Annotated in this window: 19 protein-coding genes (1 of these 19 cut by a window edge); 10 read left to right on the forward strand and 9 right to left on the reverse strand. The window is 42.7% G+C overall.

Features of this window, described 5'->3' with window-relative positions; genetic code table 11:
* On the reverse strand, positions 1–1,609 hold the 5' portion of the coding sequence (locus tag HC246_RS13010; protein ID WP_169363756.1) for a PAS domain-containing hybrid sensor histidine kinase/response regulator. Its footprint begins 407 nt before the window's first position; 1,609 of the gene's 2,016 nt are visible here — the first part of the coding sequence; the start codon lies at positions 1,607–1,609; the stop codon falls past the left edge of the window.
* Between the two features lie 391 nt (positions 1,610–2,000).
* Between HC246_RS13010 and HC246_RS13015 the strand changes: the two genes are divergently transcribed.
* On the forward strand, positions 2,001–2,234 hold the full coding sequence (locus tag HC246_RS13015; protein WP_169363757.1) for a DUF2949 domain-containing protein: 234 nt from the start codon (positions 2,001–2,003) through the stop codon (positions 2,232–2,234).
* Here the strand turns inward: HC246_RS13015 and HC246_RS13020 are convergent.
* The 3 genes from HC246_RS13020 to HC246_RS13030 form a co-directional block, all read right to left on the reverse strand.
* On the reverse strand, positions 2,231–2,503 hold the full coding sequence (locus HC246_RS13020) for a MoaD/ThiS family protein (RefSeq protein WP_169363758.1): 273 nt from the start codon (positions 2,501–2,503) through the stop codon (positions 2,231–2,233). The genes HC246_RS13015 and HC246_RS13020 overlap by 4 nt on opposite strands.
* Complete coding sequence (locus tag HC246_RS13025) at positions 2,484–3,458, reverse strand: PhoH family protein (RefSeq protein WP_169363759.1); 975 nt, start codon at positions 3,456–3,458, stop codon at positions 2,484–2,486. Before HC246_RS13025 ends, HC246_RS13020 begins: the two co-directional genes overlap by 20 nt.
* Before the next feature lie 244 nt (positions 3,459–3,702).
* Positions 3,703–4,866 (reverse strand): peptidylprolyl isomerase, encoded by a 1,164-nt coding sequence (locus HC246_RS13030; RefSeq protein ID WP_318655932.1) that lies wholly within the window; start codon positions 4,864–4,866, stop codon positions 3,703–3,705.
* 79 nt (positions 4,867–4,945) lie between these two features.
* On the opposite strand from HC246_RS13030, the gene HC246_RS13035 reads away from it, so the two are divergent.
* The 3 genes from HC246_RS13035 (at position 4,946) to HC246_RS13045 (ending at position 10,435) form a co-directional block, all read left to right on the forward strand.
* Complete coding sequence (locus tag HC246_RS13035) at positions 4,946–6,889, forward strand: PAS domain S-box protein (RefSeq protein WP_169363760.1); 1,944 nt, start codon at positions 4,946–4,948, stop codon at positions 6,887–6,889.
* A gap of 398 nt (positions 6,890–7,287) precedes the next feature.
* Complete coding sequence (locus HC246_RS13040; protein ID WP_169363761.1) at positions 7,288–8,859, forward strand: hypothetical protein; 1,572 nt, start codon at positions 7,288–7,290, stop codon at positions 8,857–8,859.
* A 274-nt stretch (positions 8,860–9,133) separates the two neighbouring features.
* Entirely contained in the window at positions 9,134–10,435 is a 1,302-nt protein-coding gene (locus HC246_RS13045) for a dihydrolipoamide acetyltransferase family protein (protein ID WP_169363762.1), read from the forward strand.
* Positions 10,436–10,598: 163 nt separating this feature from the next.
* Here the strand turns inward: HC246_RS13045 and HC246_RS13050 are convergent, their stop codons facing one another.
* Both HC246_RS13050 and HC246_RS13055 read right to left on the reverse strand, forming a co-directional pair.
* A complete protein-coding gene (locus HC246_RS13050; RefSeq protein WP_009628847.1) occupies positions 10,599–10,976 on the reverse strand; it encodes a clan AA aspartic protease in 378 nt (125 codons plus the stop codon).
* Positions 10,973–11,248 carry a hypothetical protein gene (locus HC246_RS13055; RefSeq protein ID WP_169363763.1) on the reverse strand — a complete coding sequence of 92 codons (276 nt, stop codon included), beginning with the start codon at positions 11,246–11,248 and terminating at the stop codon, positions 10,973–10,975. The genes HC246_RS13050 and HC246_RS13055 overlap by 4 nt, the downstream gene beginning before the upstream one ends.
* A gap of 289 nt (positions 11,249–11,537) precedes the next feature.
* Between HC246_RS13055 and HC246_RS13060 the strand changes: the two genes are divergently transcribed.
* The 4 genes from HC246_RS13060 (at position 11,538) to HC246_RS13075 (ending at position 14,925) form a co-directional block, all read left to right on the forward strand.
* The gene (locus tag HC246_RS13060) at positions 11,538–13,259 is read left to right on the forward strand and encodes an ATP-dependent nuclease (RefSeq protein ID WP_169363764.1); all 1,722 of its coding nucleotides are present in this window, start codon (positions 11,538–11,540) and stop codon (positions 13,257–13,259) included.
* A 46-nt stretch (positions 13,260–13,305) separates the two neighbouring features.
* Positions 13,306–13,887: a Uma2 family endonuclease gene (locus tag HC246_RS13065; protein ID WP_169363765.1), complete on the forward strand. Its 582-nt coding sequence runs from the start codon at positions 13,306–13,308 to the stop codon at positions 13,885–13,887.
* A gap of 25 nt (positions 13,888–13,912) precedes the next feature.
* On the forward strand, positions 13,913–14,065 hold the full coding sequence (locus tag HC246_RS13070) for a hypothetical protein (protein ID WP_169363766.1): 153 nt from the start codon (positions 13,913–13,915) through the stop codon (positions 14,063–14,065).
* Positions 14,066–14,139: 74 nt separating this feature from the next.
* Positions 14,140–14,925, forward strand: a complete 786-nt coding sequence (locus tag HC246_RS13075; RefSeq protein WP_169363767.1) for a DUF3120 domain-containing protein — start codon at positions 14,140–14,142, stop codon at positions 14,923–14,925.
* A 212-nt stretch (positions 14,926–15,137) separates the two neighbouring features.
* Here HC246_RS13075 and HC246_RS13080 read toward each other — a convergent pair whose 3' ends face one another.
* Positions 15,138–16,499, reverse strand: a complete 1,362-nt coding sequence (locus HC246_RS13080) for an AmpG family muropeptide MFS transporter (protein WP_169363768.1) — start codon at positions 16,497–16,499, stop codon at positions 15,138–15,140.
* A gap of 529 nt (positions 16,500–17,028) precedes the next feature.
* Between HC246_RS13080 and trxA the strand changes: the two genes are divergently transcribed.
* On the forward strand, positions 17,029–17,358 hold the full coding sequence (trxA, locus tag HC246_RS13085; RefSeq protein ID WP_126388501.1) for a thioredoxin: 330 nt from the start codon (positions 17,029–17,031) through the stop codon (positions 17,356–17,358).
* 166 nt (positions 17,359–17,524) lie between these two features.
* Entirely contained in the window at positions 17,525–18,067 is a 543-nt protein-coding gene (gene pyrR, locus HC246_RS13090; RefSeq protein WP_169363769.1) for a bifunctional pyr operon transcriptional regulator/uracil phosphoribosyltransferase PyrR, read from the forward strand.
* Between the two features lie 56 nt (positions 18,068–18,123).
* On the opposite strand, the gene cobM is transcribed toward pyrR, so the two are convergent.
* Both cobM and cbiD read right to left on the reverse strand, forming a co-directional pair.
* Positions 18,124–18,894: a precorrin-4 C(11)-methyltransferase gene (gene cobM / locus HC246_RS13095; RefSeq protein WP_169363770.1), complete on the reverse strand. Its 771-nt coding sequence runs from the start codon at positions 18,892–18,894 to the stop codon at positions 18,124–18,126.
* 107 nt (positions 18,895–19,001) lie between these two features.
* On the reverse strand, positions 19,002–20,045 hold the full coding sequence (cbiD, locus tag HC246_RS13100) for a cobalt-precorrin-5B (C(1))-methyltransferase CbiD (RefSeq protein WP_169363771.1): 1,044 nt from the start codon (positions 20,043–20,045) through the stop codon (positions 19,002–19,004).
* Between the last annotated feature and the right edge of the window lie 16 nt (positions 20,046–20,061).

The following is a 20,061-nucleotide window of genomic DNA, read 5'->3' on the forward strand; positions in this document are numbered from 1 at the left end:
AGCTACCCTTAATCCCAATTACCCGATTTAATGTCTTAGTCGTATTATCTGTGATGAATAAATCTAAAGATTTAACAGGAATATGAAACTTAAATATAGAGCCTTCACCTAATTTACTGATGACAGACATCTCGCCGCCCATGAGTTTGACATAGTTATAACTAATGGATAGTCCTAAGCCTGTGCCTTCTTGCGATCGCCGACCAGATGCTGTTTGTACAAAAGGTTGAAATAGAGTTTTTTGTTCTGATTCGGAAATGCCTAGACCTGTATCTTCAACTTCAAAATAAAGATTTTGTTTTGTTTCAGAACTTAAACTCTGATCTTGCTTGAATTCTTCTGGAAAAATCCGTACATAAATATGACCTGTATTGGTGAACTTGATCGCATTCCCAATCAAATTGATCAAAATTTGGCGTAACTTACCTTCATCAATGCAAATATAGCTAGGAACATGGGGATCAATTTTGAAATCGAATAATATATGTTTCTCTTGAGCCTTGAGAGAGAGCATATCTCTTGCGGTATCAACAATGTCATAGAGATAGCATTCCTTTTCGCGCAACATAACGCTGCCAGCTTCTAGTTTGGACATTTCTAAGATGTCGTTAATCATTGTTAATAGATGATTGCCACTATTACAGATGGTCTGGAGATCGGCTTGATGTTGCTCATTTAGTTCTTGGTCGTACAACATTAATTGAGCAAAGCCTAGAATTGCATTGAGTGGAGTTCGCAATTCGTGACTCATATTGGCTAAAAATGCTGCTTTAGATCGGCTAGCAGCTTCGGCAGCTTCCTTAGCTTGTTGGAGATCGCGGGTACGTTCTTTGACTCGATGTTCTAATAGATTCGCCTGTTCTCTTAGTTTTGCTTCTGATTCGCGTAGGGCTATTTCGGTGTTTTTAAGTAGCGTGATGTCATAAAAAGTACTTAGCAGCACGCGCTCCCCTTTTAGCCAGAGTAGGTGGAGTGAAGCAAGTACCCAAACAGGTTGCTGATTGGCTTTGCAGAGACGAATTTCATAATCACGGATACTCTGTTTCTCGGCAAAGTCCTGTTGCAATAGTTCCCATTCTGATTCTAGATAAAAAAGATCGGCGATGGAATGTTGAATTAAATCGTAGGAATCCCTTTGTAGCATTGTCCCTGCGCTGGTATTAGCATAGGAAATTACACCATCACTGAGACTGCTGACGAGCATAGCCATACTAGTTGATTCTGCAATGACACGGAATTGTTCTTCGCTTTGGCGCATCGTCTCGACGGCGCGATTATATTGCTCGTATTCGATCGCATCACCATGTTCAGTAGCTGTAGCTAACATGATTTCGAGATCACTTTTATCGCGATAGACAATTTCTAAGATCGATTGCAAGGTCGCCTGTGCCATCTTGCGTTCTAGAATTTCACTTTTTAATCTCTTATTAACTTCTAGCAATTCTTCTTCCACAAGATCGCCATGTTCAATTGCTGTTAATAGAGAGTTTTCTAAATCGGAATTTTCCATCTGAAGTCGGCTGACTTCTATTCGTAATTCTTTGACCTCTTGTTGAAGAGCTTGCCAGTCTTGAATAGATGTTTCTCCAGAAATTTTGGGTGTGTTCATGGGGACAAATTTCTTACATCGGGTCAAATGATTACAAGCTTTCAAGTAATCCTAAAAGATTGTTTAAATTTATTATGTGCTTTAGATGTCTCTGTTTAATGACTTTGGGGCAAAGTCTAGATATATTGCTAAATTGTGTGAATCATACAACTCTATAATGCAACGCGCGTAAGCATTTTGACATTGTGCCTCTGTCTAGAGAACAGACATCAAATCCGAAAATCTACAGGATATTTGCCTATGCTTTCTCATTATTCTTTTATTTTTTTAAGTATTAGGGTGATCACTATAACTATAGCCTTAAAAATAACTTTGACGGGCGTTGATAGATGTGGTAAGGTGCGCTACGCTATTAATCCAAATCGCTTAAGTAGATAGTTATTTGATTTCAATGAGTTATCAATCCCAGACATACGCGATCGCTAGTCGCCAAGAAGATCTAGAACGACACCTACTTGAGGCATCAGTGGTAGATCGAGAACAGTTGGCAGTGGCTAAACGTTGGCAAGAACGCCAAGAAGGTCCCTTGCTGATGATTTTGTTACAGCTTAGTTTTATTGATTTACAGCAATTTAGTGGTTTGTTGGATTGGTCTGGTCACGGGCGGATGGATACTAGTTATTAGCCACCACTGACAGGGGGAATCAGTGCAACCTCATCACCATGATTCAAAAGGGTATGTGGTTCCACAAAGTTTAAGTTAATTGCATAACGGGTGAGCGATCGCCATTTTTCGAGACTTGGTTGCTGAGTGACTAAGTGATCGAATATTTGTGATACAGTTGCTCCTGATTCTATGTCTATGTGCATTTCATCGGTAGCAAATACTTCTTGGAAAATCGCAAATAATTTAACTGTGACCTGAATCTGGTTATCATTCGTGAGCATTGGCATTTTCGGCATCTTCATAGGCGGCAATGATGTGGTGAACTAGGGGATGGCGGACAACATCAGTCTTATCAAACATATTAAAAGACACTCCCTGCACTCCTTTGAGGATATTCATAGCGATGATCAAGCCAGACTTTTGGTGGCGGGGTAAGTCGATTTGGGTAATGTCGCCAGTCACCACCATCCGTGATCTAAAGCCTAAACGGGTTAAGACCATTTTCATTTGCGCTGCCGTCGTATTTTGCGCCTCGTCAACAATGATGAAGGAGTTGTTGAGGGTGCGTCCGCGCATATAGGCAAGAGGGGCAACTTCGATAATGCCGCGTTCCATGAGCTGAGGAACTTTTTCTGAGCCAATCATCTCGTGCATCGCATCGTAGAGGGGACGCAAGTAGGGATCGATTTTTTGTTGTAAATCCCCAGGCAGAAAGCCCAGACTTTCGCCTGCTTCAACGGCGGGACGGGTGAGGATAATGCGCTCAAATTTATTACTCTGTAGGGCACTAACTGCGGCAACCGCAGCAAGGTAGGTTTTGCCAGTACCCGCAGGCCCAACCCCAAAGATTAGGTCATGGGTTTCCATGGCTTGCACATATTGCTGTTGGCGGTAAGTGCGGGGTTGGATTGAGTCACCACGACGGTTCCGCGAAATGGTCGCTCGATCGCGCCATTCGGTAGTGCGTTCCTCGGCGATCGCCTGTTGTGCAGCGCGAATATCGACGGAAGCGATCGCTTTTTCCTGTGACCATAGGGGCTTGAGTGCTTTGATCACTTGCTCACACAGAGCAATCTGTTCGGCTGAACCATCTATCAATAGGTCTTGTCCCCGCATTACTAGCTTTACCCCAATCTCGTCGGCTAATAGTTTGAGATTTTCCTCACGATTGCCTGCAAGGGCGATCGCACTACTCTGTGTTGGCAGACTCAAAATGTATGGTTCGTTGCGGGGAGTACCCATTAAATTCATTGTCCTCTAAGGTTTCTAGATATATAGCGCTTTTCAAGGAAGCAAGTTAGGGACTTGCTATTAATTAAAGTACCTGTGGCTTCGACTTCGCTCAGCCAACGTTAGCTGAGCGAAGTCGAAGCTAGATAACTTTGGTGGGACATTTTTTATCCGCAAGAGCCTTATAGAGGTTTGTTGAACCGCACTCGGCAGTTCAACAAATAATCTTTGATGGGCGCATTGCGCCCATCAAAGATTATTTGACAAGATTCTCCGCACCACTGATTACACGGGCAGATAAAATTTTGTCACCTAACCTTAGTTTATCCAAAGTTTCCTTGCCATCGGTGACATAACCAAAAACGGTGTAGTTACCATCGAGCAAATTCAAACCTGCGGGAGTCAGTTCGGACTCAAATAGGTAGATAAAAAATTGGGAGGAACCAGCATTGGGATTGTCGTTAGGATGTGCCATTGCCACCGTACCAAAGGCAGCAAAAGGCAACACAGGCACAACTCCCGATAAACCTGTTTCTTCAAAGGTTTTGCCGTAGGTGGGTGCTTTTTGATCGGGTAAACGCACTTCGATGGGCACTGTGCGATATTGTTTGGTCTTGGGATCAACATAGCCATTGGCTGCACCCTCAGGATCGCCTGTTTGCAGATAATAATTTTCGTCGGCGCGGGTGAAGCTCAGTCCATCATAAAAGTGCTTCTGAACAAGATCGATAAATTGACCTGCATTAACTGGAGCGTTGTAACCATCTACGGTGATGATGGCATTACCTTTTTCGGTGACTAGCTCGACGAGCGCACGTCCTTTGAGTTGAGGCAGATTAGCGTATTGATCAGGAACTTTGAAAGGAAACTCTTTAATCAGATCGGATTCGATCAGTCCTACATAGTCCAAAGACTTTTCGGATAAAGCCTTGACATTATTCCGATCCTTGATTTCGATCGCTTCTTGTAATGGTACAAGTGCTTTCTCTAAACTAGCTAGGTGTTCGGTGACACTTGCTTGGCGCTCGCTATTAGCGGCGGCAATTAAATCTGCCTTATTTTGACTAATGGTTTGTGAAACCTTTTCGATATCTCTTTTTAGACTGCTCCAGCGCTTGAGATTTGCTTGACGGGGCATTTGCTCTAAATTACGCTGCACATCGCGCAAGAGGTCATTATCAATTGGGAGCGCATTCCGCAAAATAATCCGAGGATCTTTGATGGCGCTTGTTGTTGGTAATGCTGCCATACTGGGCTGCACTGTAATTGCCAATACCATCATTAACGATGTCACAATCAAAGAGGCGACGAAGGTTGTCGCGCTTTTGAACCAAGCAGTTCTATAACAATTAAGATCTACTCGATCTAACTTACGATCTAAATTAAGATTCAACATTGCACCCAAAACTAAACTAGCCACTTAAAATGCTATTTCATTTGGTTGCACTGTTTGGCAAACTTATTCTGATTTAATGCTGTCCTATGGGGAAAATTTCATTATGACGGACGCAGATCTTGAATCTCAGGTAGATCACAACTTGCATCCAGATCAGATTCATCAGACCGATGAATCTGATCTATCAGTTTTGCAAAGCGATCGCTTGTTTCGGTCGATTATGGAAAATGTTGCCGATTTGATTGCTGTCATCGATGCGCGAGGCTATCGCATTTACAATAGTCCTTCATATCAAAGGGTTTTGGGATATTCTTCCGCAGAATTGCAAGGGACATGGGCTTACGACAAAATCCATCCTGAGGATCAAGAAAAGGTATTGCAAGCGGCGGAAGAGACTTTAAGAACGGGTGTGGGCAAGGTTTTAGAATATCGAATGCAGCATAAGGATGGGACTTGGCGCATTCTTGAATCGTCGGGGAGTGTGATGCGTGATGAGCAGGGCAATGTTCAAAATATTGTGATTGTTGCCCATGATATTAGCGATCGCAAACTGGATCAGTGGGAGCGTCGCCGTGCAGAAAGAGAACTAGAGCGATCGCGTCAAAGTTATAAAGATCTGGTGAGACGGGAGGAAATGCTCAACCGTCGTCTAGCCAGCCAAATTCGCAATTCCCTCGACTTGAATACGACGATTGCTACGGCTGTCAATGAGGTACAGGACTTATTGCTGATTGATCTATGTAATTTCTTTTGGCACATTCCTGATACTGATCCCCCAGAGTTTCAGCTAGTGCATTTTGCGACGAGTCATAGAGCGATGATTACCACCCATCATTATCCGCTCACACAGTTGCCAAAGCTGGGATATCGACTGCTAAAACAAGAAGTCATTCAAATCCAATCAATCTATACCAACTCCGAACTAGATAATATCAGCCGCCTTATCCTCTCCGATCACGGATTTACATCTCAGTTGCTTGTACCGATTAAAACCCGATCGCAAAAGTTAGGCGTGATTGTGGCGGCTCATTGTCAAGGTAGCCGTCCGTGGACTGCCGATGAAGTGGAGCTTTTGCAAGCGGTTGCCAATCAACTAGCGATCGCGATCGACCAAGCAGAACTTTTTGACTCAGCTCAAGCCAATGCTGCCGCCGCCAAAGCCCAAGCTGTCCAACTCAAAAACGCCCTTGATGACTTGCAACGTACTCAAAGTCAACTGATTCAAACCGAAAAAATGTCAAGTTTAGGGCAATTGGTGGCTGGTGTTGCCCATGAAATTAATAATCCTGTGAACTTTATCTATGGCAACCTCAACTATACGAATCGCTTTGTCCAAAGTTTATTGGGGCTGATCGAGCTATATCACCAGAGCTATCCAGAGCCAACTCCCGAAATTGCTAGTTTCTTAGAGGAGATTGATTTTGAGTTTCTCCAAGAGGATCTCCCCAAAATGCTGACCTCTATGAAAATTGGAGCGGAGCGGATTCGCCAAATCGTGTTGTCCCTAAGAAATTTCTCCCGTACTGATCAGGAAGGACGCAAGCCCTTTAACATTCATGAAGGTTTAGATAGCACCCTATTAATTTTGCAAAATCGCTTTAAAGCCTATGGCGATCGCCCTGCCATTAATTTAACCAAGCATTACGGCGATATTCCCTTGGTCAATGTCTATGCGGGGCAACTCAATCAGGTGTTTATGAATATTTTAAGCAATGCGATCGATGCGATCGATGAGGGGTTAAATCAAAAGGATATAGTTAGCGAGATTTCGATTATGACGGAGTTTCAGCCATCCACCTCAGAGACTCAGGAGCCAATGGTAATAGTACGGATTGCGGATAATGGTCAAGGCATTCCTGAAAATATCCTAAAGAAGCTTTTCGATCCCTTTTTCACGACTAAGCCTGTCGGTAAGGGGACGGGACTAGGACTATCGATTAGTTATCAAATTGTGGTCGAAAAGCATCAGGGCAGGCTGGAATGTTTTTCGACGCTCGGCCAAGGTACAGAGTTTCGGATTGCAATTCCGATTAGCACGCCATCCTAGCTGACTGGCATTGCCCCACAAAGGTGTGAACGCTAACTAACGCGAGTTCGGGATAATTTGAAACGGGCTTTGAGAGAGGGTTTGCTACGCAAACCCTCTCTCAAAGCCCAAAAGTAAAAGCCTTGCGTAGCAAGGCTTTTACTTTTGGGCTTTTAAAATTTGCTAGCTTAACCCGAACTGACGTTAACTATGCTTTCTGATGGTGAATAGTGATGACTACGATAAGATCAAACTAATCGTAAAAATGCCTGAGTAAGATTCAAGATGTTAACTTAGTAGATCTTCAAGAACATTCTTAGATAAATTTTCCTCTTAAATTTAGTCAAAGGCTTCATTAGACTCGTTGTTAATCCCTTCAACATTGCATCATCTTGCGCTCTTAACGCGATCGCCCCACCATGACACAAAATTCCTCCGACAGTAACGCATCACCTCTACAAAATATCTTCTCTTGGGTCAAGAATACTCCTGAGCGAGCAATTGACGAGGCTTTCGAGGCGGCTGTTAATATCAAGCGGATTGAAGAAGAAAACTTTAATGGCAATAAAATTGCTAATGATGGCAGTTTTAGCAGCAGCGTATTTAGTGTTTTTGAGATTCAACTTCAGAAAAATCTCCGAACCATTAATCTCAAGCTCAATTTTTATAAGGTCAGTGCCTCCTTGCCTTATCTCCAAACGCAAAGCTCAACCAATCGAGCAAATACAGCGATCGCTAAATATGCTCCCAATAACCAAGATCTTGATCCTGTCAGCAATGGTGATTTATCGGCAAATCAACTGGGTGGCAATAGCCGCAAGTTCTCGATCTATCAGAAACTTGCATTTATTGATTACATCCTTGATAGGTACAACAAGGCAAGCGATCGCGTTATTGATGTGGATTTCAAGCCGTCAGGTAATAACTATGGCGATCTCAAGTCAGACTTAGCCGCAGAGAATGGGGCTGAAGAGGATGACAAGTTTCAGATGTTTAAAAACAAGCCCAAAAACTTTAAACGCAGTCCTCAACAATCGACACCTGTTGAAAAAAGCATTCTCCCTGGTTCATTTTTTAAAGCTTTTGATCGTGTCAAACGTAATCTCAGTGGCTCATATTCTGATTACGAAAAAGATATTGTTGAGGAATTGCGGCAATCACGCGAACGGATCAATCAGGCTTTGCGCTACATTGCTATCCTCATTGTTTCCGTCATTGCTGTCCAGTTTTTGTCCAAAGCATTTGTCTTTAGCCCCATGATCAATAGCTTGGTAGATACCAATAGTATGACCATCAAGTTTAGTCCTGCGATCGAAGAAAAGGCTTTTAAAGCATTGCAGGCGGCTAAAGAGAAAATTGAATTTGATTACATGATCAAATCAATTGTGCTTGAAGAAACACGCTCTAAACAAGAAGCTGTTTCCAAGGAAGGTGCTAAATCTGAAGGTACTAAATCCGAAGCTGTTAAATCTGAAGGTGCTAAGCCCGAAGCTAGTAAACCTGAAGAAAAAAACAATGAAAAAACAGAAAAAAAATCTGCATCGGAGGAAGTCGAAGCTCTAATCCAACAGGAATCGGTCAGGATTTTAAAGAAATATAATGAGGAAAGTTTGAATGGTGTTAAAAACCTACTGGCTGACCTAACTGCTGCCTTTGTCTTTTATCTATTTCTGCTTTCAGGACGCAAGGAAATTAGAACTATTAAAGAGTTTCTCGATGAGATTCTTTATAGCCTCAATGACAATGCCAAAGCCTTTTTAATTATTATTTCTACTGATACTTTTGTGGGTTTCCACTCTAGCGAAGGCTGGGATGCTTTATTAACAGTTGTATTTGAGCATTTCGGACTACCTGAAAATAAAGTTTTAGCCCAGTCTTTTATTTCCACTGTGCCTGTATTTCTCGATGGTCTGTTCAAATTTTGGATTTTCCAATATCTGACCCAAGCTTCACCTGCTACGGCAACAATTTATCGAGAAATGAACGAGTAACTCAATAACTAAAGGGGACGCAAAGCGTCCCCTTTAGTTTAAGCAGTAAAACCAAAGCTATGATGCACGCGCATCCCGTACCACATTCAGAGAAAATTTTGAAGGCTCGGCAAAGCCGAGCCTTCAAAATTTTCTCTGGTTTTTAATTCAGCGCAAAGCGCTGTAACCAAAACACGTTAAGATTTATGATGGCGTTTTGAGATGGCATTGCGACTTCAGCCATTGACTTTGTTCGCTGTAAAACAGATTTTATACAGACCCTGATAAATTCCCTATGATTTACGAAATTTTCATGCCCGCGCTTAGCTCCACCATGACCGAAGGTAAAATCACCTCTTGGGTGAAATCCCCTGGCGATAAGGTGGAAAAAGGCGAAACTGTCGTGATCGTAGAGTCTGACAAAGCCGATATGGATGTCGAAAGCTTTTACGAAGGCTATCTCGGTGTAATCATTACCCCCGAAGGCGAATCTGCCCCCGTCGGATCGGCGATCGCCTATGTTGCAGAGACTAAAGAAGAAATTGAAGAAGCCAAGAAAAAAGCATCTGGACAATCTGCTGCTCCTGCACCGAAGAAATCTGAAGAACCACCCTCTAAATTAGTTTCCGCGCCCACAGCCGCATCTGTCGCCTCAATTCCTGATGTTGTGGTTTCCTCTCCTCGTAAATCTGCCCCCGCAGCATCTTCAGGTCGTCAGATTGTTTCCCCCAGAGCCAAGCGCATCGCCAAAGATAATGGTGTTGACCTCACCAAGATTGCAGGTACAGGACCTAATGGTCGGATCACTGCTGCTGATGTTGAAGCCTTCCTAAGTCCTGCTTCTGCACTTGCTCCTGTTCAGGCAGCCGCACCTGCGAAGGTATCAGCCCCTGCCCCTGCTAAAGCTGCTGCTCCTGTGGCTTTAGGTACTGCTCAGTCCTTAACGACTTTGCAAAAGGCTGTCATCAATAATATGAATCAGAGCCTCTCAGTGCCTACATTCCGCGTGGGCTACACGATTACCACCGATGCTCTGGATGCTCTCTACAAGCAAGTCAAGTCTAAGGGTGTGACCATGACGGCGCTTTTGGCTAAGGCTGTAGCGGTAACTCTACAAAAGCATCCTTTAGTGAATGCCAGCCTTAGCGATCGCGGGATCGAGTACAAGAGCAATATTAATGTTGCCGTTGCGGTGGCGATGGATGATGGTGGCTTGATTACGCCTGTATTGCAAAATGCTGATCAAACGGATCTATATACTCTTTCTCGTAATTGGAAAGGCTTAGTCGATCGCGCCCGTGCGAAGCAATTACAACCCGATGAATACAACTCTGGCACATTCACCATTTCCAACTTAGGTATGTTTGGCGTGGATCGCTTCGATGCGATTTTGCCTCCCGGAACTGGTGCGATTTTAGCGATCGGTGGTTCTCGTCCTCAAGTTGTGGCAACTAAGGATGGTGCAATCAAAGTTGCTAGTCAAATGCAAGTCAATCTCACTGCCGATCACCGTGTGATCTATGGCGCTCATGCGGCACAGTTCTTGCAAGATCTAGCCAAGTTGATTGAAACCAATCCTCAATCTTTAACTCTGTAATATTTCTGGCTATTTATTGAAAGGTAAAAGGAGGTCGTAGTATCCAGTAGTACGACCTCCTTTTTGATCTGTAAGCTTATCCGTAGGATGTGTTAGCGCTAGCGTAACGCATCCAAGTCTTGTTTATTGGTGCGTTACGCTAGCGCTAACAGCACCCTACCTACTAGCAAATTCCCGATAAGTCTGTAATTATCACTAACCCACCCTCAATTGTGTCTACTTGCAGTCTGTATCCACGAAGCATACTCATTCCAATTAGTGGATCTGTTTCTGCTGAATTGACTTCAATCTCCTGAGATTTACCATCCCAAATGGCTACTGCATCGTAAATATCAAACAAAACCTCACTACCATCTCCTAATGTTCCGCGATCGCGATAACTCCATGGCAGATCCAATTCAGTAATGATTTCGTTTGGGAGGCTTAGGAAACCTGTAAAGCCTGTATCGATGACAGCATTGATAGATTTTAGTTTGTTATTATTTCGGACGACCACAAGAATCGTGGCTTCACAATTCTTATTAACGTATCCTTGCATCATAGCTTTTCTTTTAAGCTCCGCGCACCGAAACGATGGACAGCGCGGTAGCCAATTTTGACAACCCAAGTTTGGGAGTCAGGCAAGCGTTCTCTAAGACGACGAGTAGCGGTCATCGTATCATTTGCAATTTCAAATGCCCCTGTTTCAATATCAATCGCAACTATTTTGCCATGATTATCTGCTTCGACCTGTGGACGGATTTGCGTTTGATATATCAGATCGCCTCGTTGGGCAAATTCTTCTTTGCTATAGCGCGGTTGACGGACTGACATAATTTGAATTTTCCTTGATCGCAGCTTTATTTGGCATTATAAGCGAATGGGAAAGGCTCCAAATAAATTATAACTAATACAAAAATTAGGTGTTGTGTGACATTACTAAACTCTACGGTGTTCGGGCTGTTTGTTAAACTAATTAATCGTTTATATTGCTATATTTAGCAAATCAAGTGATATCACTTATTGATTTTGGACAAATCATATAGGAGTAGCTAGCATATCAACTGATTTAGTCTTTCCCGCTATATGATTTGATTAGCAAGTTGCAAAGGTATTTTCTAATATGGATTTAAATTGGGTAAAACTACAAGGATATAAGCGCTTAGTATCAACTACTCTTAATACATCGGGGAAAGTTGTAGCGATTGTTGGCTCAAATGAGGTAGGGAAAAGCTCTATCTTACAAGCACTTCAGCATATTAATCATGATAACAAGCGACGATTCCAACCTAATGAATTAAGTCGTGGCAATGATTCTCAAAATGATGAAGATGTAGTAATAGAGGCTGGATTCTTGCTTGATGATAATGATCGTGCAGCAATTTCACACTTATTCCAAGGGGATAATGTCAGACGGTTTAAGCTTATAAAACTACTCAATGGAACAAGAAAATGGGAAATTATACCTAAGCCAAATCGGATAGCGAAACAATATAATAGTGATGCAAAAAACTTAAGTGATCTTTCAAAGGAATTAACTGATCCATATAAAGAAATAGAAGAAATATTGACTCAGCGAATTCCTAGAATACTATTTTTTGATGAAGAACAACGAGACTTAAAATCTACCTACGAATTATCTAATTTTGCTAAATTTCCGCCTCCAGCACTCCGTAACTTGGCAAGTTTAGCAAAATTAGATCTTGTCAGTCTTCATGCTGCTCTTTCAGCAGGTGATCAAGCTAAAGTTCAAACATTTTTGAAGAAGGCAAACTTTCAAATCACTAATGTTGTTAAATATAAATGGTCGCAATCAAGAGTAAAAGTCAGTTTAAGTACTGATGGCTTAACATTACATGTCCATATTGAAAATGAACAGATGGATTGTACTAACCTTGAGGATCGGAGTGATGGGTTACGTCAATTTGTAGCATTAATAAACTTTCTTGAATCTGAACATGCCGATCAAAGACCTATTTTATTGATTGATGAAGCAGAAACCCATTTACATTATGATGCTCAGGCAGATTTAATGAATATGTTTGCAGAGCAGCAACTAGCTGCAAAAATTATATACACAACTCATTCTGCTGGCTGTTTACCTGAAGACCTTGGCAATGGCGTAAGATGTGTTCTACCGATAAAAGATAAAGAAGCAAGTAAGATTGAAAACAACTTTTGGGCAATAGATAAGCAAGATAAACGTGCTGGATTTTCGCCACTTCTATTCAGCATGGGAGCAAGTAGTTTAGCTTTTATACCAATTCGCAAAGCTGTTTTCGTAGAAGGAGCCACAGACATGCTTCTTTTGCCAACGATGCTACGCCAAGTAATTAATAAGTCATACTTAGGATTTCAGATTGCACCAGGACTCTCAGAAACTAAAAATTCATTTTTGAGACAATTAAAAAATGAAGCCCCAACGGTAGCCTTCCTTGTTGACAATGATAAAGCTGGGGAAAAACTCTCTGAAAAGCTCCAAAATGCTGGAGTTGATGAGTCTCAGATTTTTCAACTGCGTGGCATTGAAGGTTGTGTTTTAGAAGATTGTATTCGCAAAGAACTATATCTAGAAGCTGTTAATAAAGTTCTTCAGGACTGGAATCAAAATGTACCTATCATGCTTTTGGAAGAATTACCTGACATCAATCGTCCAAAGGCAGTAGAGGATTGGTGTCAGGAGAAAAATATTAATCGACCAGACAAGAAAAATATTGCATATTGTCTTCTAGATTTTGCTACTGGCGAGCGACAAGAGTTTCTTGTTAAAGAAGAATTGAGGCAATCATTTAAGAAATTGCATGATTCTATAGTTAAATGTCTAGCAATAGAAAATTCTATTTAGCACCAGACTTGGCACAGGTTCACACTAGATAAAAGAAATTAAAGCCATGATGATCGCCACAGAAAAAGCTAAAGCTAAAGCCAAAATTTGGACTGATGAAGAGTTCATGGCTTTGCCCGATCGCGGCGATCGCTACGAAATTATTGATGGGGAGTTGGTAACTTTGGGTAACTCTGGAATGGAGCATGGGAATATCGGCATATTCCTCGGCGGCTTAATCGAAATTTTTGTCAGACAGCACCGTCTTGGTGTTACCTGTGACTCAAGTACCGCTTTTAAAATGAAAGGTGGTAACAAGCGATCGCCTGATATTTCCTTTGTAAGCAAAGAACGTCTAACGGGTCTGAAACGTTTGCCACAAGGATTTTTTGACGGTGCGCCAGATTTAGTTGTGGAAATTATTTCCCCCGGAAATACCTTTGAAGAAATCCATACCAAGATCGAAGAATATTTTGCCAGTGGAACGCGATTGCTATGGATCATCCATCCCGATGAACAATATGTACTGGTTTACCATAGCCCCCAACCCGATCGACTACTGCGCGGCGATGATATTTTGGATGGCGAAGACGTAATTCCCGATTTCAAGGTTGCTCTCAGTGATTTATTTAGAACCCTAGATTTTTAATATCAAATTTTCGAGGTGAGTCGTCATGATTGCCATCCCTAAACCTCTTGAAATATCAACAACTCACACTGATCAATCTCGACCTATTGCTGAACAACGGATCTGGCTAGAAAACATCAGTTGGCAAACATTTGAGCGATTGCTAGAAGATGTAGGCGATAACCTTAAAAAAAGCTAGAGTCTGGTTTAGCCTATTCCCAAAGCCTGTTAGTATGTTAAGTAATAATAATTAACATAACTTTTTAAGATACTTTGTTTTTAAATCCTGACAAGGTTGAACTAGAGGAGCGCACCTTAGCACGTTCTACATCAACAGTTCAGGCTTTACCCTTAACTGTCAAGGTTACGTCCGCGTTTCCCCAATATTTATCACAATATTTGCTAGCTGCCGCCTCACTGTTACAGCATTGGCGCGTCTGGTTTGCTGCTCTATTTTTAGTATCCGTCCCCGTCTTCTTTGAAGCTCCCCTTGTGCGCTATGCCCCTTGGTTGAGCTTGATTTGTACCGTTGGTTGGCTCGCGATCGCCAAGCATCTCCGAGAAGAAACCAAAACCAAAACATGGGGCAGCCTAGTCTGGGGTTTTAGCCTTACTTGGTTATGTGGTTCCCTGTATTGGGGATGGCTACGCTGGGAGCCTGCATATCATGTGCCTGTCGAAGCTTTAGCCTTACCTTGGGCAATTTGGGCAACTCGCCAAGATACATACCGCGTTGGTGGTTGGTTTTATATTGGCTCATTAATGGGAACAGCGATTACCGATCTTTACTTCTACATCACCCATCTTTTCCCCCATTGGCAAGCATTGATGCAGGTGGAGTCAGATCTGAGTCTCGCTCAGCCAATTTTAAAAAATGCCTTAGCTCTTGTCGAAACGCCTTGGGGGATGACATGGGCTTGTATTCTTGCCGCATTGCTCTTAGTGACTGGTAATCGCGCCATGCGATCGCCGCAGCTTGGGTATTGGGCATTTGGTGGCGCAGTGCTAGGAACGATTTTTGTCGATTTAATCTTTTTCATTGTGGCGATCGTCAACTAATCCCAAACCACAAAATGGCAACGCCATTTTGTGGTTTTAAAATCCAAAATTAAAAGAGAGAGGGCGCTATGCGCCCTCTCTCTTTTAATTTTAGGCAAATAAAAACCCAGCGTTTGGTGCGCTGGGTGCAGTCAGTTTAAGGCTTCATTGCTAAGTAGATTACTCGAACGCATTCTACTCTTACCTCACGCGATCGGGTGAAATTTACATATCTAATCCATCGGTAAAGAATCTACTTTCTTAAATTCTCCATTCCAAGGTGCGAAGAATGGTAAGAACATCATCCCCGGAATTGCTAGTACCAGCGTCAATAGGAAGAATAGCGCCCAACCTTTGCCATCGCTACCAGCAAACCATACGACTTGGTTGATCGCATCCCATGAGGGTATATTGCGCTGAATGAATTGGGCGGACTCTCCAGAAAATGGCGAAGCTAAGAGATCGCGCCCGACGGCAAACAAACTTGATAGTAAGGCAAACTGAGTTGCGGAAAAACTAGGATTGCACAATACCATTAAAAAGCCTAAAAAGCCTGCGGTTCCTAGTCCTCCACAAAAGTTCTCGACGTTAATAGCAGCAAGCAAAACATAATCATTTTTGCCAACTACGGAAATGGCGTAATAGCCAATATTACTAATCGCTTGCAAAAATCCAAATACCCATAGCGATCGATTGACCCCAATTTTGCTTAAAATTGCGCCCCCTGCTAAAGTTCCGACAATCGTGGCGACTAATCCAATTCCCTGACGCACAGTACCAATCGTGCCATCATCAAACAAAGTTTTTAAAAATGGAACTGCCATTTTGCCAACCATCGCATCACTAAATCGATAGAAGATCGTAAACACTAGTATTAGCAATACTTTGGTCACACCTAATCGTTGAAAGAACTCCTGAAAAGGTTTAACTACGGCTTCATCTAAGGAGGCTGGTCTTGCCTCAACTTCGGGCGGCTCAGGTGCAGCAATAGTGGCAATTAGTCCAAGGCTCATCACAATGGCTAGTAATACATATACCCAAGCCCAACCTAATCTACTTGCCAAATTAAATCCGACGAATCCTGCAAATAGAAGCGCGATTCGATAGCCCAATACCCAAATCCCAATCCCTGCTCCCACCTCCTGAGTTTCTAAAACATCGGTACGATAGGCATCGATCGCAATATCTTGAGTAGCACTGAGAAAGGCAAGAATTAGCGCCGCGATCGCTAAAATTGGCAAAGCTCCTACGCGCTCTGTCGGTAAAATATTACCGATTGTAAACATTTGCCAAGCGATCGCGACAATTGCGAGGACTAAACCGCCCTGCGTTAACAAAATCCAGCCGCGTCGTCGTCCTAAAAATGGTGGTACAAAGCGATCGATTAAAGGAGACCATAAAAACTTGAGGGAATATGGCAGTGAAACTAAGCCTAGCCAACCAATCGTACTGAGGTCAAACTTAGCACTGGTAAGCCATGCGCGGAACGCATCATCAGTGAGAGCATAGGGTAAACCCGATGCAAATCCTAATGCCAAAAGAGCCGCCATTTTGCGACTCTGAAAAACCCGAAAAAATTGGGCGATCGTATTCATATTAAAGAATTAGACTACAATATATATGTAAGCGGAGACGCAAGTTTCCGTTCACTCCTCACACCACATTCCGCCTGAGCTTATGAGCAGCAAAGGCGGTTTCTTATTTTTTGCCTATGGGAGGCAAATTTGGGTGTTGCCTGAGCTTGTGAGCAGCTAAAGGTAGTTGGTAGTTTCTTATTTTTTGCCTATGGGAGGCAAATTTGGGTGTTGCCTGAGCTTATAAGAAGCAAAAGGTGATTTTTTATTTTTTACCTATGGGAGGCAAATTTGGGTGTTGCCTGAGTTTATAGGCAAAAAAGTAGTTTCTTATTTTTTGCACTAAGTTGTTTTTGGCAAATCCTATGTTGCGGTTCGCCTTACTGTCACTGTATTAGTGAGCTTGGCAAGGTAATTTCAAGCTAGTCTCTATGGTAAGCATAAATGTTACAATTCTGGTCTTTATCAAATTTGGGATGCTAACTGTTATACTAGCTACACATAAATTTTGACAGTTAAAAGTTTTTAGTATTTAGGGAGTTAGCAAAGCATGTCATCAGCGATCGCAGTCACAGATGCTAGCTTTGAGCAGGACGTACTTAAAAGTGACATCCCTGTTCTAGTAGATTTTTGGGCACCTTGGTGTGGACCATGCCGTATGGTTGCTCCTGTAGTGGAAGAAGTAGCTGCACAGTATGAAGGCAAAATCAAAGTTTTCAAACTTAATACCGATGAGAATCCTAGCGTAGCTGGACAATATGGCATTCGCAGTATTCCCACGCTCATGTTATTTAAGGGTGGTCAGCGCGTGGATGTGGTTGTAGGTGCTGTCCCTAAGGCAACACTATCTACCACTATTGAAAAGCATTTAGATAGTTAACTAATTTTTCGGATCTGCTTACAAGAAAGAGTGGACGCATTGCGTCCACTCTTTCTTGTAAGCAGATCTCTGTGGCGCACACTGAGCGTGCGCCACAGAGATCTGCTTACATTTCAGAAACTTGGTATTATTTAGATCAATCAAGTTCATTTCACGAAACTAAGTTGTGCCGCAATCTAAGATTGTCGAAATTTTATCTGCTGACGAGTTACGTCGGACGATCAATCGTCTTGCCTCTCAAATTGTTGAAGCTAGTGATGATTTAGCCAATGTCGTCCTGCTCGGTGTTTATACTCGTGGTGTACCTTTGAGTGTAGCGATCGCTAAGCAGATTCATACCCTTGAAGGTGTGCTAGTGCCAACGGGGGCGCTAGATATTACCTTTTATCGTGATGATCTTGATCGCATTGGCTTGCGGACACCAAGTAAAACAGAGCTTCCCTTTGACCTCAATGGTAAAACGGTGGTCTTAGTAGACGATGTGATCTATAGCGGGCGGACAATTGGAGCAGCGCTGAGTGCGATCCATGATTATGGTCGTCCTAAAGTGGTGAGGTTACTGGTTTTAGTCGATCGCGGTCATCGTGAGTTACCGATCCATCCTGATTATGTGGGGCGAACTTTGCCAACTTCTAAGGATGAGCAGGTCAAAGTATTTCTAAGTTCCGCAGGTGATGATCGGGATGGTGTGGAGTTACTGAAGCCTTAAAATAAAGAGCCAATTTTTGTTGGTGCGGCGAAGCCGCACCAACAAAAATTGGCTCTTTATTTTTTGAATAGTCGTTTGTAGTGAGAACTATATAACTGCGATTTAGTACCTTTGGTCGTGCTTTTCTTTACGTGATTTAATGCGGGACTAATCACAAATAACGTGGTTCTAGTGAGATTCTCCTCGCGAGTGACCGTAGCCATTTCTAATAGAGGAACCGTTAAAATCTTTTCATCTTCCCAACCTAAGCGATAGCAAATCGCGACAGTAGTATCAGGTGGATAATGTTCGATGAGTTTTGATTGGGCATTCTCGACATGGTGAGCGCTGAGATAAAGACATAGTGAAGCTTGATGGGCGGCAAGTCTTGATAATTCTTCTTTTTCAGGAACTTGAGTACGTCCGCTAATCCGCGTGAGAATAATTGTCTGTACGATTTCGGGAACTGTTAGCTCTACTTGTAAACGGGCGGCGGCTAATTGGAAAGCGCTCACCCCCGGAATTATTTCAAAGGGAATTTCGGCTTCACTAAGGGCGATAATTTGTTCTTGAATTGCACCATAGAGACTAGGATCGCCATCATGGAGGCGGACTACTAATTTATGCGATCGCACTCTGTCGATCAGAATTGCGACTATTTCTTCGAGGGATTTGCTAGCTGTGGGAATAATTTCGGCATTGGGACGACAAAATTGCAGCATCGAGTCGGGGATAAGGGAGTTCGCATAGACGATGACATCGGCTTGGGTGAGGAGGTTGCGTCCTTTTACGGTAATAAGATCAGGATCACCAGGTCCTGCGCCAACAATATAGACTGGTTCGAGCATTAAATTTAACAAATAGAGAGTGTGCTTTGCACGTTCTCTATTATGTCATTGGAACCGTCTCCAGTAACAGAGAGTTATAGTGCGAAGCGCCGTAACTCTCTGTTGATCTATAGCACTAACTTTCCTAGTCGATCGCATAATACCGTTTTAATATCAACCTTCAGATCTGTATATTTTTGGACATAGGCGATCGACCTTTGCGTAATCTGATCGGTGATATATTGAAAAACTGGGCGATCGCAACCATTTCTCACTAATAGTTTATGTGCGGCTTCCGCAGTGGGAGTCTTCTCAATGGCTTGAATAAGCTCAATGGATAAATTCTCATGGACTGCCGCTCTTACGAGAATATCGATACGTGCATCTGCTAAGTGACTGGAAGTATTAAAAATTCCGCCTGCTAGTTTAAGTAATTTGCCGTGATAACCAATTAATGTGATGGAAGTTACTCCCAAGAGTGCTGCTTCTACTAACATCGCTCCTACCCAATTAGCAGTTTGCACTAATTGCGAAGTAGGAAACCCTAGATTCTGGGCGACTTGATAGCCATTTGCACCGATGTAAAATGCGATCGCATGGGAATTAACAGCTTTAATGCGTAAATCTGCGCGAAATTCTTCGAGTTTATCCTCTACTGAGAGTGGTTTAGATATAGCGGAAGTTCCTAATAATGATAAACCGTCAAGAATTCCAAAATCGGCATTGGAAGTTCTTTTTGCTAGCGCTCGCCCTTCAGGTAAAATAAACCGAATCCTTGCGGTCACATTGGTCTCTAGCAAAGGTAATAAATTCACTTCAGCTAAATCCCTTGCCAGTTTGTAAATTGCAGGCTCACCACTGGCGGTTTTACCTAACCCTTCACCAGCTTCGAGAATGATTCTTTGTGTCGATGCTTCTATTAAAGGTTCCAATTGCACCCATGCCCAGATAGGTGTGCCTGCGGTGAGATCGAGATTATCCCCGGGGTCACTAATAGCGATCGCTAGGGCAGTATTCTCACTAATCATTGCACTTTGCGCGATCGCTACTTCTCCATTTCCAGATTCCAATAAATCGAGATTTACAGAAGATGAAGTCTCTTGGCGCAATGCAAGGATAGCAGCTTTGGCAGCAGCGATCGCAAAGACAGGTAGGGTGTAACCAGATTTCATAGGTTTGTGGAGTTTA

The organism is Pseudanabaena yagii GIHE-NHR1, assembly GCF_012863495.1.
GTDB lineage: Bacteria > Cyanobacteriota > Cyanobacteriia > Pseudanabaenales > Pseudanabaenaceae > Pseudanabaena > Pseudanabaena yagii.